Raw genomic sequence first — 13,701 nt, forward strand, 5'->3', positions numbered from 1 at the left:
TGTCACGCAGCGATATTAAGTATAACCCGCTCAACTGAACGGTTCGGGGAGCGTGTATTGCCGGTGAAAACGGATAACACGCTGGCATTCAGGTTCGTTTTCCAGGCTGGGCACTCTTAAAACGGCCAGCGCCTTCATCTGTCGCTTAAAAAAGCCTGATGATATTCATAAGGCTTTTTATGCAGGAACTGTCTTGCTCACGCGCTGATAGAAGCCGTCATTTACATTAATAATTAGCCCTTTTTGGGGACTACAAAAATAGATAGCCATCAAATCATTTAATACAAAGGATTATCATAATTATCTTTAATATAATTGAAGAGTTCAAGATACAGAACTTTATCGCTGGTGGTCTTATTAAAATACATATATTCTGAGTAAACTGGCATGTCCAGGTTAGTCTCTAATGACTTAAGATTAAAAACATCTTTAAACTGCTCATAAAATGAACGTGGGATTATTGCAACAGAATTCGATACGGCAATATGTGAACATATTGATAAAAATGACTTCGCCTGTAATGAACAGAATGAATTTTGGAAAAAGTCGGCGTTTAATGTACGCATTTTTTTTATCACGCCGATATCTGTAAGTATCTTAGCTACATTTTCTGAAGGATCTGTGCCGTAAACATAAGACTTATCAAGACGTGGATGGTTCTTTCTGCACACCAATATCCCGGTACCTGTGGTGATGCAAAATTTCTCTCTGGATAAACCTAAATCAGCGTTTACGCCAAAAATAATATCCACTTTTTTTAACGACAGACGCTCGCCGAACGTTGATTCTGTTGTGCTATGTTCGAGGTTAAGAATTTCACAATCAATATTTTTCGTTTCTAAAAAAGATGTAATCAACGGAATGAGTTTTATAGAGAAGTAAGGCATGCATTCGATGATGAGTTTTCTTTTACTCTTTTCGCTAAAGTTTTCAAACGAATATTGTAGTTCATGGAGGCTGTTTTTAGTTTCTTCGTGCAGCCTGATTGCTACCGTTGTTGCACTCAGCTTTTGCCCATTACGGATAAATAAAGGGTCGCCGATCAGGTCACGCAGACGCTGCAATGACTGACTGACATTGGGCGAACTACAATTGAGTAACGATGCTGCCAGCTTAACGCTTCCCGTCTGATAGACGGCATCAAAGAAAATCAGTAAATTTAAATCTATTCGTTTACCTTTCCCACTTGCGCGGTCGGTCGGTTCAAGATCGTTCATTTTTTCACCCTAATTTACAGAAGGATTCATCATCCAGACTGTGTTTATGTAAAAGTTTCATCGTCTGAAGGAGCTGTCATTAACGCAGACCATTCATCGATTTGGTCTTTATAAATATACACAATGTGATCATCGAATTGAAACGTTTCGTTGGCGTCAACGTAAGCGATACAAGGAAATTGCAACGGTTTATTTTTATTTACGTAATCACTTATCTCCTCTTCAGTGCATAATCCACTGTTATTAAGGATATTAGTCAACCATGCTTTACATTGAGGCCATTCATCAAAATATTTCATTTCGCACCTGTGAATTAGTGGGTAGAAGATAAGATTATGAGAAAGTTACTCTTAAATATTTATGAAATAAACAAAACGATTTATTTAGTTTTATTGATGCTTGACCAGACACTACCAAAACCAATGACCTCATTAAAACCTTAGCTGATTATTCGGTAATCAGTAAGAAACCCCTCAAAAAAGAAGGGGTTGCAAAATTTAACCAACATGTTTTCGTGGTCGTACGCTGTCCCTCATCTCAAGCCAAAAGGAGGTAAACCATTACCAACGCCATCTCACTCCAAGGTTTGCTCCCCAGGGAGATTCAATATTGCTACCCTTGCTATAACGCGCATCAGTATAAACTTGAAGAGCCGGCGTTATCTGAGCCGAGATGCCCACACCATATTCTCCACGAGTCCCCGACATGTCATTGGTAAAATCATTACCATTAATGCTTACGTCATTGTTGTCCGCCAGCTCCTGATACATCCCGACACGGATCCAGGGCTGTAGTTTGACGCCGTTTTCGAGTGTCACGGATTTCCCAACCACGCCATTCAGGGCAAGTTGTTTTGACGTGATTTGGCTACTCTTAGCTTCCAGCCCATTGTCGTACTCGTAAGATTCGCCTTTAATCCACAGTGCCGAAGCCAACACCGAGGGTTCGACAAACCAGCCATTCTCAAACGTGAACTGTCGCCCAACTTCAAGTGAGAGACCAAAACCTGGCGTACTGTAGCTACCTGTCGTATAAGTTCCATCACTCATACGGGCATCGGCAGAGCTGCTGAAATTATTTGCCTTAGCAACGGCATCGACAAACCAGCCGGAGTTCAGCAACCACGTGGCATACCCTCCGATAAAGAAACTATCGACAGAACCTGTACTGCTGTTATCAAAGTCCACATCGCTATAGCTGTAGCCTGTAAATATCCCGCCAATGAATTGCCCGTATTGTGTCTCGCGAATGGCATCTACCCCAACAGAGATCCCTGATTGCGTCTGTTCATAGCCAATATTCTGAGTGGCAGTGACGTCATACTGATTCCCTAACAGCCGAACCCAGGCATCTCCCTGCTGATTACCCTCACGCACTTCACCCATGCGCGTTCTCAGAGTGGCCAATTCGCCGTTCCAGACTGTCGGTAACGTGTTAAACATGCCGATTGCCGTGCTGGCAGTAGGTGTCAGTACGGGTACAATATTATCTGGGATATTGTCGTCAGGGACATCAGGAACAGGTGTGTCATCCGGAACATCAGGAACAGGTGTGTCGTCCGGGACATCAGGAACAGGTGTGTCATCCGGGACATCAGGTTCAGCTTTATCTTTCTGCGCCAATACCCAATCGTCGCCACGATGCTGTAACTCGTATTGATAGGTGCCCACATCGACAACGTCCCCTTGCAGGCTAAAGGAGGCATCACCCCCTTGTGTATCCACTACAGTTAAAACATCGCTACTTTTATCCGGATCTTTGCCGCTGTTTTTTATGCCTAACCAGTGATCGCCGCTGGCCTGCCCGTCTACCACGATTAAATCACCCTGCTGTGCCGCAAGGTCTGTATTAATCAAAAAATTACCGTTCCCACTCAGGGAGGTCATCATCAGGGTATGGAAGCTGTCGTCGCTATGCTGAAACTCAACTGTCCCCTCATGGCTAAACGCACCGACTGATGACGAACTGGTCAGAAACCACTGGCTGCTATTGTCGATGCTTAGTTGGTCAGTTCCGTTAATAGCACCGGTTAGGTTTGAAGATTCCAACAACGCAGCGTGAACGTTATTTTCTGTCGCCGCACGAATATCACCTTGCAGGGTAACGTTTGTTTGCGCGGTGAGTGTCACATCCTTCGGATAACCTTGGGTAGCAACGTCATCAAGCAGAATGCCATTGCCAGCAATCAGTTGTGTACCATTGAGCAGGGAAATGTCTACTGCCGCGCCACGGGTGAGGATTGCGCCAGCGTTTTGCGACGTTAACGAGACGTTATCCAGCACGATGGTGCTGCCAACGCCGCTTCGATCGCCTGATACCAGCAGACCAGCGCCATTTTCACCGGTGGTTAAAATCTCGCTGTTGCTGACGGACAGAGTGCCGTCGTTTACCCACAATGCAGGGCTGTTGGTGCCTTTTGTCGTTAATGAGATATCTGTGGCTTCTATTGTCGAGCCAGAGTAAGTCAGAATCCCCGTGGCACTCTCGCCTTGCGTAGAAAGCGTGGCGTTATTCAATGTAATCTTCCCGCCACCTGCGGCAAACACCGCGATGGCCCCCTCTCCAACCGTCTCAACATTCAGGTTTTCAGCATGGGCCAAATTCTCGCTATATAAGCCGTAGGCGTTAGTACCAGTGGTTTTGATATCGGTATTTTTTAGGGACGCCTGGCCGTACTGAGCATCAACGGCAATGGCATTGTTGCCATAGGTAATAAAAGACGTACCGTCCACTTCCAACAAAGAAGTTCCTGTCGCAAGCCAGGTGCCAAAAGCATTATCACCCTGGGTAGTTACACTCCCGCCATTCAGCGTGACCGTCCCCCCTTTGTTGACATTCACCCCGAAACCGTTGTCAGTGCCGATCGCCGTATTGACCAGCGTTGCATCTCCGTTCATCACATAGACGGCGTGACCATTTTCAGAGGTGATAAAGCTGTCAGTGAGTGTTAAATGCCCGCGATCTGTTCCGCCGTTGTAGAGATCGATTCCTTTGTTTTTATCCGAGGTAGAAATCGTGACGTTATTGCCGACAAGCGTGCCGTTTCCTAACATGATGGCCGCTTCGGTGCCTTTACCGCTTAAAACAACACTGACGTTTTCGAGGATTGCCTCTACTTGCCCAACGGAGCCATAAGCCAGAACAATGCCCTGGCTTGATTTTCCCGAAGCCATAATATTGATATCACTTGCATTCAACATTCCTTCAGTGATTTTTATTGCATTAGTATTATCGCCTTTCGCGGCTATATCGAGCCCACTTAATGTAATGTCTGAGTTCTGGCTGGCGTTTATTCCTGACGAGTAATAACCTTCAACGATAATACTGCCTTTATCCATCGTGAACTGGCCGTTATAAACATTTACCGCATGGGCACTGCTACCCTGAGTAGAGATCTGGGCGTTATTTAAAACAATAGCTCCGCCATTTTTTACTGAAGCACCATAAAGATAATCGCCATGGGTGCTAAAAGTTAATCCATCGATGGATTCCAGCACGCTGCCATTCCCTTCAGCATAAAGCGGATAATCGCCAGCGGCAGTGCTATCATAGCCACTGGTCACTGTCACATGCGTTCCGTCTGTGACTTTCCATGGAGAATCTGCAAAAGCGAGGGAAGGTAAACTACCCGCAGAAAAAGCAAATAAACAACCCTGCGCTATTTTAGAGTATTTAAGGCTCATCGCATCTAATCCTTGATTTTATTAATCCATGGAAAATAAGTATCTACACTCCCAGCACAGCCGGACTACTTAATAATTAATTTTTGTTTTGGATCTTTTACAGGTAATCAATATTTATTGTTGTGCTGCCATCCAGTTGTGTGGCTTCAGTGATATTTCTCATCTCGGGAGATATAGTAGGCGTTACTTCAATATCAAAATTAAAACTGTTGGCACCTACGGGAATCCCAGATGAACCTATGGAATAGTGACGAAGCATCCCGGTATTATTATTTTCAATATTTGCGTCACTACTCTCTGTAGTCCAGTTTACCGTGTCGGTGCTACTCAGCAGGCTCGCCTGTTGGCTTCCTGCAGCAACCGACGGCGCGGTCAGTGTGTAATAACCGATTTTCGCATCATTGAGCGCTTTACCCAGCCCATAATGAGAGGCCACATCATCCGATGAGTCCCGGCGGTTATCGTCAAAAGTGACATTTAGTTTTGCTGCTGAATCACAACTAATAGTCAGTTGAATACGCTTAGGAGCCAGCGCCACTGACTGGCTCTCAGAGAGCTGACCGGCACTGATGGTTCCAAAATTGATTTCGCCCCCATCGCTCAATATGGCGGTACAAGCTGGAGGAACAGTTTCAGCCTTAATGATTAATACAGCAGATGTTGCTGCTACAGCATTGGCTGAGATAATCATTAACATAATAATTTTAATATAAAAAGATACATGTTTCATATGCGATACCAAATTGTCTATATTGCAAGTGTTAAAATAAAGGGGTTATTCCACAAGGGAGATTTCCATTTGCGTCACTAGCTGTTGGGCATCCTGCATATTAAAAGCACTATCTTTGACAACCGGCTCAACATCTATCATTGCGGCAAAAGACACTCCAGTGTCGCTGCTATTCACGTCTGGAGAGATAATGGTATCAGGCTTTATCACTTGCGAATTTTGCAGAGAAACGTCTGTCGCTCCCGGTGTAATATTACGCAACTGTGCAGATTTACTGTCCATAGTCGCATTTCTCAACGTAATTTTAACGCCACCGTCCTGTCCAAAGGCAAATTGCTGCCCGCTGGTTTTGATTCCTGAAAACTGCAATTTTATAGATTCGGGGCGGTTGCACGAAACCATGACTGATAACGTTCTTTTATCAAGTACCGTCATATCACCCTGAGAAGTCGTTTGAAAAGACTGTGAGGCTTTGTTGAGTTTCCCATAGTCTATCTGCATCTGTGAAATAGCCAGATTACAATCGTCAATCGAGGCATGAGCCGTTCCACATAATAATGCGATGCCGACAACCAGCCCCTGAGCTGCTTTAATTATGACTTTGTTCATTGGCTTTATATCCGGTTGGTAATATTTGTTCATTACATTGGCTCACATTTGGCCGTGACATTTTCATAGAAATTATCAAGATCTGTTTTTTCATTCGCTTTGAAGTTAATTCGGCAGCGATGGCTTTCATCCAGTTGAGCAATAAGATGGGTCTGCTCGGCTGCGTTATCGAGGAAGACAACGCCATCATCTACCGCAGTCGTGACGTACTGTCCTTTGTCATCAAATATCGCCACGCCTTTTTCGATGGGTTTGCCATCAGGCATCGTGGTTGCCAGCATGAGACGTCTCACACTAGCCGCACCAAATTGCATTTTTGGTACCGAGCCATGACCGGCGTTCACTGATTTATAGCCGTTCACAACATCGAGATTTTTCGGCAATGTTTCGGTATTGACCGTCACCACAGAGTCTTTATAAGGGGTGAGTGAAGGGATAACCGCCTGCCCCCATTTGTCTGTCCATACCGGGCCTTGCGACGTCCCTATTTCCACACCCGCCACTTCTTCCGACAAAGAGGCAATAGCAAAGGTATCGTCTACGGCATAAGGTGAGAAAGTAACACCATGGCTATGAGCAACAATCGCACCATCTAAAGAGGCAGAATAATTTCTGGATTTGTCGCCGTTAGTTCCCGCATTCAGACCCACACGGGTGTAATGCAAATTGCTGTTGATGCCGGCATAAATATTCCGGTCACTTTCGTTTTGGCCACTTTCTGCCGTAATATTGTAAGAAGTGTCTTTCGATATGTTGCCGCTGGTCTGTGCGCCATAAGTGGTGCTATCGCCATCATTACGGACGTAGGTATTTACCGTCTGGCCACCGAAAGGAATACTGACGTTGACATACCAGGTATCACCATCATTATTAAAGTTTGAATAGTCACCGTCATATCCATCCTCGTGATGATGTTTTCCCGAATCACTGTCCAACTCATGCTGCCAGCTCACGTTAACCAGGGCATATTTAAAGTGCCGCCCCCAGGAAGCGCTAATGCGCGATGAGTTATCGTCTTTGTCGAACCCTTCTGACTTCGTCAGGCCGAGAGAGAAGCTCCCAAGGGTCGTTTCCGACCAACCAACATTCAGGCTGTAATCACTTTTATTGAGGCCCGAATCTTCTTCATCTCTTAAAGAGTCAGACAGCGTACGGAAACCACGACTGTTTTGCGTGGCCGAAGCACCAAAGGTCAACGACCAGGGGGCGCGGTAATTGGCAGACATTTGAAGCTGCTGCCCTTTATTGCCACTGCGTTTATCTGATGAGGTAAGCACCTTTGCGCCGAAGGTAAGATCTTTACTGACGGCAATATCAAGCCCACTTGCCAGGGAATTATATTGATCCGCCGCCAGAGCACCGGCACTCAAATTCATATTACGGGTTAATGCCCAGCCGTCGGAAACCGTGGCAAGCCAGGGATCACCATACGGACTTTCGGTATCTCGCGTTCGCCCCATTGCCATCGACAGCCCTTGCGCAGCGGGTATTCCACTACCGCCAAAAGACTGTGCTGGCACGCGAAAGGTGTTGATAGAGCCGCTGGTTTCTACCACTTTCACATCCAAATCTATGTTGCCGCTGATGATCGGAATATTGGTTAATGTGAACGGGCCTGCAGGCACCAGAGTTGAGTAAATTAATGAACCAGACTGGCGAACTTCTACACGTGCCTGGGGGGTTTGAGCGATACCGGTGACCACAACGTTGTTATTGTTGTTTATATCCAGTGCGGCTTCAGGGAACAGTTGCACGCCACTAATAGCATCACCACTAAACAGACTGTTATTGATGTTGATTTCACCAACCTGAAGGACTTTTTTGTAATCCGTCAGCGTGTGCTGGGCATAGGTATACAGCGAGTTATGGCTGAAGACCCCATCACTCTGAGTGACCATATTACTGCTGCGAATTAGCCAGTCGTGAAAGTTAAAACCTGTTTCAAACGACCCCTGAGAATAGGTGCTTTTCCCGCCTTCAAATTCGTTACTACTGGTGAACATTGAGTAATTCAGTAACGCAGCCGTTCCCCCCGTTAGTGCATTTTCTACACCTTGCTCCGCAAGCGGGGCGATGGCATCCGGCGGTGTAACAATATCCACCCGTTCCTCATTGGGTATCAGAGTTAATACCGTACCTGGGTAGGCTTTTGCATAATCGTAACAGCCGTCAGTGGCATCGCTGGTGTCAGGGATTTTTAACCCGGCGGCTTTTAGAAACCCTTCGCTAAGACACGCCTGCCCTTTATTGTTAAAACGCACCGGAATACTGCCTTTCGCATGCCCGTTAACGGATACCGTGACAGCTTTGTCCCCTTCGATAAATTTTGCCTGTTCCGAGAAATAATTGGCAAGTGAAGGATCGATACCACGCGACTTCAGTGTTTCAAGGTCGAATTGCACATCTTTTCCGTCGGCAGGTGTAGGCACAGCATTATTATTACTATCCGAATTCCCTGTTGAGCTATTATTACCACTTTCCACAGCCACTGCGGACGCAGAAATAAGGGGTAACGTAAGCAATAGAATGGTGCTTATCAGATTTCTTTTAAACATTTCGGATTCACAATAATTATAATTCTGTAGCACCAAATTAACGCCACCTCACAATAAGATGACGTTAACACGCAACGAGAAAATAATGACAACTCGAAGATATTGAATAAAACTTAGAAAGGTAATTTCAATAATTAACTTTTCACATTCGCGGTATAGACACCCGCGTCAAGACCAAAACGAGAGACCGGAGAAATTTGCAACTGTTTATCGCTGCTGGCAGAGTTCAAATCAATTTGCAGGGTCTCTCCTGGCAAAATCCAGGTTTTAGGCAATTTACCCGCTGCTTTTGAAGGCATCATTGTCACTTCTGACGACAAGCGTACAACGTATGGGCTTGGGTTTTTAACAGTGACTTTTTTGCCGCTCACAGCCCACTCAAGCTTGGTCCATGGTTCGGTGGACACGGCCAGACCTTTTGGATGGATAATGACGGGCAGAGTCTGGCGAATGGTTGCTGTTATCTGCATTTTACCAGGCGCCTTAGTCTGAGGAATACCTTCAAAGGAGACGCGTTTATAATGCTCTACCGTTAGCGGCGCAGTGGTATTAAGTACAAAGCGAACCTTCTGTGTTTGGCCGGCTTCAAGTCGGCTAATCGGCTGTGTAGCAATAAGGCGCACGCTGCTTTTATCTTTTTCGTCAACTTCTTTCACGGTGGTATATAACAATGCGGCTTTAGCATCGGTGTTTTTGACGCTAATACTGGCCCCGCCGTCTGCTTCATTCACTAATAAAGCGGATGTAGCAGGCACCATGCCGCTTGCATGTACAAAACCAGTCATTGAAAGCAGAGATGCAATCATTACAGATGAATATTTCATATTAATTACCTTGAATTTCGTATCGCTATTTAGAAATAAAACTTAATAACTGCGGAGTCTATAAATAGACACCGAGCGAGTCGTTGATAAGAGTAAATTCCATTTATGAATAGCACGTCATAGATGCTCACTTAAAGGTTAAGAACTGATTGTCTAATTAACATTCCTTGCCACACATTGACGAGATGTATAATAGTGGAGCAAGGACATTAAGAATACTTAATGATTTATTTCATACTTACTTGTTGCTGTTAGCCCCTTTCATAATCATTAAAAACAGAAAGATACGGCGCTACGCGTGTGTCTGGAGGAGACGTAAATCAGGCGGGATATGTCTGAAATCAAGTTCATTACATACCGCATGAATGACTAAAAATAATCGAAATTAGGGGTGGCGTTACCATCCAAAGCTTGCAATTGAGTGATATTTTTCATTTCTCCATCAAGGGATGGGAAACTGTTTAAGTCCAACGGGAGCGGTTCCTTCTGAAGTTGTAACTGAAATATTAGTATCTGAACCACCACTGATACTGGTGCTAATAACCTCAATGCCGGTAGTATGCCAGCTCATTTTGTCTGCCGAACCAAGGATTTTACCCGCCACACCGTCAATAACTGGATTTTGCGGGTAAATAACGTAAGCCCCATATCTTTATCATCATTCGTTTTCCCAGGGCCAAAATCAGCCAGACCCGCGGGGAAATTAGTGAGGTTAGCGACTACGGTGCCGGCACGATTATCGACAACGTTAAAAGAAAGTTTCGTTGCCCCGGTACATACAACGTTTAGCGCGACAGACTTGTTCTCAAGTTCGATTTTGGTATCAATAATTTCTGAGGTTGATGTGGTACCAAAATCGACAGTACCGCCGTTGCCCTGCGTAGGTGTACAGGCCGCTGGTGTAATCGTACCCGTAACTTGCAAAGTCGCTGTCGGCCTGCTGCAACTTCCGTACCCGCGACGAACAATAGTGCAGCGAGAGAAGTTAACGTAAACATATTGTTCTGCTTCATTTTTTCTCTCAAAGCTGGGGAGCCATAATTAGTGTTTAATAAGTTAAATCTTACCCTGAAGTATTTGATGAATCGAATTAAATGAAAAATTAATGAATTAATTATAATCTTAGCGCCTGTTTTGGTTTCAGGAATTCCCTAAAACGAAAAAATACTTATCTATTTATTAAATAGCGTTGCAGCGATGTTAGGCCGATACTGATGCCAATCTAATTCAAGCAGTTTAGATATAATTTCTTAATGTCATCAATACTATCAGTCAGGTAAAAATATATGAAACACTTAACTATCTTTAAAGCATCAGTAGTTGCCGCTCTATTAGTGAGCGCAAGTAACGTTATGGCCGCCAACCCAAGCGCAACGTTACAGGTCAAAGGTACCATTACCCCAGCGGCCTGTACCCCTACGTTTCCCAATGATGGATTAGTCGATTATGGTGCGACATCTACCAGTCAATTTGCTGCTACAGGTGCTTTACGTTTGGATGACAAATCTATTGTGTTGGATATTGCCTGTACAGGCCCAATGAAGATGTCTTTCACTGTTGTCGATAACCGTAAAGGCACCTCTGTGCCGGGTCTGACAGGCTGGCCAGCCGCTGCAGATTTTGGTTTAGGAAAAACCCTTGACGATAAGCCAATTGGTGCTTATGCCTTACGATTTGGGAACCTGACTCTTGACGGCAATCCCGCCCAACTGATTGAGAGCGCCAATGGCGGCAGTACTTTTATTAATACGTATATTACAAGCGTGTGGCCTGCCGAAACTACTGACATAGCGTCTTTTGCAGACGTTGGTCAGCTTGTTCCCAAGGCATTTACCAATGCATCTTTTGAAGTTTTTATTGACAACATAAACCTTGCAAATGATATGAAAACGGTTACTGAGGTCCAGAACCTGGACGGTAATGCCACATTGAATTTTGATTACATGTAATAAAATCAACACGTAATAGGCGTTTCCTAAAAAGCCTGGTCAGATAATCTGACCAGGCTTTTTTGTGCGATACGCTGTGTGCCTTTAAGAATGGCCCTTATCAAATCATTATTTTTGTCACGCTTGTCTTCAAGTGGCTAAAGTTACAGGCTCATCCTGGCTCTGTGCTTCAATCAAATTGCCAATAAAGTGGCGTACCATAAACCTCCACGAAGTAATCAATAACTGCGCGTACATTGAGCGGAGGATGTCGAACATTGGGATAAATGGCGGCGATGTGCTGTGGTTCTGTATTAATCGCTGCCACATATCTTCCCATCAATCTGACCAGGTCGCCTTTCTTAATACTGTCGCCTATCAGCCAGTCCGGAAATAGCACCATTCCCATCCCGCCTAATGCGCTGGTTAGCAATGATTCCGCGTTGTTCGATGTCAGTAACCCAGTAACCGGATAGTGAATCCAACTGCCACCGGGTTCTTTGAATAGCCATCGATTAGGGCCTGACGACCCTTTATAAACCAGACATTTATGATGATTCAGATCCGCAGGTAATTCTGGTGTTCCATATTTTTTGATATAGCCCGGTGAAGCCGCCAGGTGATACCGCTGCGTGCCGAATATACGCGCATGGAAGGAGGAATCCGTCAGCGTGCCAATTCTAAAAATGATATCCGATGCTTCGCGATGTGGATTGATATAGTCATCCGTTTGCGTCAGTTCAAGCAATAATCGCGGATACCTGTCTGATAATTCAGGTAGCCACGGTGCGATATGGCGCTGCCCGAAAAACACCGGCGCGTTAATCCTTATCAACCCTGCCGGCTCGAGGGACCGCTCCAGCATTTCTGTGTGAGCCTCACTGAGTTGTTCCGTCATGGTGCGGGCATACTCAATGAATAACCTCCCCGCTTCTGTCGGAATAACAGCCCGGGTGTTGCGATAAAAAAGCTGCTGACCCAGCGTATCTTCCAGTTGCAGTATTACGCGCGAGACCATTGATGCTGAGACACCTTCCCGCCTGGCCACGGCGGAAAAGTTCTGTTCATCAAAGACACCGATGAAAAATAACAGTGCGCGAAAATTTATGGCGCCTGGTTCATACATTATCTCGATTCCTGCAAAGGTGTTTCCTGGATTATACCGTTTTTCATTATTCACTGCTGCTATACCATCTCCCGCCTGATTCACAGGAGAGTGTTGGTATGCAGCTTTTACTTATATTACTCGTCGTTGCTGGCGGGATGGGGTTATCCGTAGAAGCCGGATTACTAGGGCCATTGGGGAGCCAGGTCGGCGATTTATGGGCAACGTTCAGTATTTTCGGGGTTGGGGCGGCACTGACATTCCTGTTGATGTTGTTCTTTAGCCCACGAAACAGCCCTTCTTTCTTTGCTCAGCCGTCATGGACTCTGTTGGGTGGCATTTTGGGGCCGGTGTACGTAGTCATCCTGACCATTGCCGTACCCATTATCGGTATTGCGATGACCATGATCGGCATTCTGGCGGGGCAAGTATTCAAAAGCCTGGTGATTGACCATTATGGCCTGTTCGGTACTCCGCATCGGAAAATAGACAATAAACGTATTGTGGCTCTGATTTTTATTGTTGCAGCCCTGTTCCTCGTGTCCAGAGGTTAAGGAGTATTTATGGATATATTGATGATTTTTCTGGCGGTTATCGGCGGTGCGGTTCTTAGCATGCAGGCCGCCATCGGTGGCAAGCTGGGTAGCTGCGTTGGCGTTTTCCGCTGTGCTTTTCTGACGTTCTCAGTAGGCGCTCTGGTCACGGCACTTCTCATTTTCTTCTTCGAACAAAAGCACGCTCTGACTTTGCTGGACGTACCGAAATGGCAGCTGCTTGGCGCATTTTGTGGCGTGCCTTACATCGTCATTATGGTAGTGGCGGTTCAGCGTATCGGTGCTGCTGTCGCGACGGTGGCGGTTATTTTTGGTCAGCTGGCGATGAGTATGCTGATTGATAATTTTGGCTGGCTGGGTAATGAAGCGATCCCCTTCTCCATGACTCGCCTTGGTGCCGTCATCTGCCTGGGAATAGCGCTTTACTTTATTTACTCCAGTAGCAAAGCCAGTACTGAACTCGCGACTGAAACGTAAATGTCTGCTCATATTGGTG

The 13,701-nt window shown here is 45.5% G+C and carries 12 protein-coding genes; 3 read left to right on the forward strand and 9 right to left on the reverse strand.

The annotated features are described in order from the left end of the window. Positions 1-278: 278 nt before the first annotated feature. From WBL83_RS11695 to WBL83_RS11730, 8 genes are all read right to left on the reverse strand, one after another. The gene (locus WBL83_RS11695) at positions 279-1,217 is read right to left on the reverse strand and encodes a LysR family transcriptional regulator (protein ID WP_424589300.1); all 939 of its coding nucleotides are present in this window, start codon (positions 1,215-1,217) and stop codon (positions 279-281) included. Positions 1,218-1,261: 44 nt separating this feature from the next. Beyond that, positions 1,262-1,516 (reverse strand): hypothetical protein, encoded by a 255-nt coding sequence (locus tag WBL83_RS11700; protein WP_424589301.1) that lies wholly within the window; start codon positions 1,514-1,516, stop codon positions 1,262-1,264. A gap of 261 nt (positions 1,517-1,777) precedes the next feature. Continuing rightward, entirely contained in the window at positions 1,778-4,900 is a 3,123-nt protein-coding gene (locus tag WBL83_RS11705; RefSeq protein WP_424589302.1) for an autotransporter outer membrane beta-barrel domain-containing protein, read from the reverse strand. Between the two features lie 97 nt (positions 4,901-4,997). Beyond that, positions 4,998-5,630 carry a DUF1120 domain-containing protein gene (locus WBL83_RS11710; protein WP_424589303.1) on the reverse strand — a complete coding sequence of 211 codons (633 nt, stop codon included), beginning with the start codon at positions 5,628-5,630 and terminating at the stop codon, positions 4,998-5,000. Positions 5,631-5,675: 45 nt separating this feature from the next. Beyond that, the gene (locus WBL83_RS11715; RefSeq protein ID WP_424589304.1) at positions 5,676-6,272 is read right to left on the reverse strand and encodes a hypothetical protein; all 597 of its coding nucleotides are present in this window, start codon (positions 6,270-6,272) and stop codon (positions 5,676-5,678) included. Next, positions 6,272-8,794 carry a fimbrial biogenesis usher protein gene (locus tag WBL83_RS11720; protein ID WP_424589305.1) on the reverse strand — a complete coding sequence of 841 codons (2,523 nt, stop codon included), beginning with the start codon at positions 8,792-8,794 and terminating at the stop codon, positions 6,272-6,274. Before WBL83_RS11720 ends, WBL83_RS11715 begins: the two co-directional genes overlap by 1 nt. A gap of 134 nt (positions 8,795-8,928) precedes the next feature. Further along, the gene (locus WBL83_RS11725; RefSeq protein WP_424589306.1) at positions 8,929-9,618 is read right to left on the reverse strand and encodes a fimbria/pilus chaperone family protein; all 690 of its coding nucleotides are present in this window, start codon (positions 9,616-9,618) and stop codon (positions 8,929-8,931) included. Between the two features lie 567 nt (positions 9,619-10,185). Further along, positions 10,186-10,542 carry a DUF1120 domain-containing protein gene (locus tag WBL83_RS11730; RefSeq protein WP_424589307.1) on the reverse strand — a complete coding sequence of 119 codons (357 nt, stop codon included), beginning with the start codon at positions 10,540-10,542 and terminating at the stop codon, positions 10,186-10,188. 362 nt (positions 10,543-10,904) lie between these two features. On the opposite strand from WBL83_RS11730, the gene WBL83_RS11735 reads away from it, so the two are divergent. Further along, positions 10,905-11,567 (forward strand): DUF1120 domain-containing protein, encoded by a 663-nt coding sequence (locus tag WBL83_RS11735; protein ID WP_424589308.1) that lies wholly within the window; start codon positions 10,905-10,907, stop codon positions 11,565-11,567. A gap of 169 nt (positions 11,568-11,736) precedes the next feature. Here WBL83_RS11735 and WBL83_RS11740 read toward each other — a convergent pair whose 3' ends face one another. Continuing rightward, positions 11,737-12,672, reverse strand: a complete 936-nt coding sequence (locus WBL83_RS11740; RefSeq protein WP_424589309.1) for a LysR substrate-binding domain-containing protein — start codon at positions 12,670-12,672, stop codon at positions 11,737-11,739. A gap of 98 nt (positions 12,673-12,770) precedes the next feature. Between WBL83_RS11740 and WBL83_RS11745 the strand changes: the two genes are divergently transcribed. Together WBL83_RS11745 and WBL83_RS11750 are read left to right on the forward strand one after the other, a co-directional pair. Then, entirely contained in the window at positions 12,771-13,205 is a 435-nt protein-coding gene (locus WBL83_RS11745; RefSeq protein ID WP_424589310.1) for a DMT family transporter, read from the forward strand. A 9-nt stretch (positions 13,206-13,214) separates the two neighbouring features. Then, the gene (locus WBL83_RS11750; protein ID WP_424589311.1) at positions 13,215-13,682 is read left to right on the forward strand and encodes a DMT family transporter; all 468 of its coding nucleotides are present in this window, start codon (positions 13,215-13,217) and stop codon (positions 13,680-13,682) included. Positions 13,683-13,701: the final 19 nt, after the last annotated feature.

Origin of the sequence: Buttiauxella sp., assembly GCF_049686335.1 — a bacterium.
Lineage (GTDB): Bacteria > Pseudomonadota > Gammaproteobacteria > Enterobacterales > Enterobacteriaceae > Buttiauxella.

What these genes read in the sequence shown, in the direction of transcription:
- WBL83_RS11705 (WP_424589302.1), bottom strand. Translation starts at nt 4,900, where the DNA reads ATGAGCCTTAAATACTCTAAAATAGCGCAGGGTTGTTTATTTGCTTTT.
- WBL83_RS11695 (WP_424589300.1), bottom strand. Translation starts at nt 1,217, where the DNA reads ATGAACGATCTTGAACCGACCGACCGCGCAAGTGGGAAAGGTAAACGA.
- WBL83_RS11700 (WP_424589301.1), bottom strand. Translation starts at nt 1,516, where the DNA reads ATGAAATATTTTGATGAATGGCCTCAATGTAAAGCATGGTTGACTAAT.
- WBL83_RS11745 (WP_424589310.1), top strand. Translation starts at nt 12,771, where the DNA reads ATGCAGCTTTTACTTATATTACTCGTCGTTGCTGGCGGGATGGGGTTA.
- WBL83_RS11735 (WP_424589308.1), top strand. Translation starts at nt 10,905, where the DNA reads ATGAAACACTTAACTATCTTTAAAGCATCAGTAGTTGCCGCTCTATTA.
- WBL83_RS11725 (WP_424589306.1), bottom strand. Translation starts at nt 9,618, where the DNA reads ATGAAATATTCATCTGTAATGATTGCATCTCTGCTTTCAATGACTGGT.
- WBL83_RS11720 (WP_424589305.1), bottom strand. Translation starts at nt 8,794, where the DNA reads ATGTTTAAAAGAAATCTGATAAGCACCATTCTATTGCTTACGTTACCC.
- WBL83_RS11710 (WP_424589303.1), bottom strand. Translation starts at nt 5,630, where the DNA reads ATGAAACATGTATCTTTTTATATTAAAATTATTATGTTAATGATTATC.
- WBL83_RS11740 (WP_424589309.1), bottom strand. Translation starts at nt 12,672, where the DNA reads ATGTATGAACCAGGCGCCATAAATTTTCGCGCACTGTTATTTTTCATC.
- WBL83_RS11715 (WP_424589304.1), bottom strand. Translation starts at nt 6,272, where the DNA reads ATGAACAAATATTACCAACCGGATATAAAGCCAATGAACAAAGTCATA.
- WBL83_RS11750 (WP_424589311.1), top strand. Translation starts at nt 13,215, where the DNA reads ATGGATATATTGATGATTTTTCTGGCGGTTATCGGCGGTGCGGTTCTT.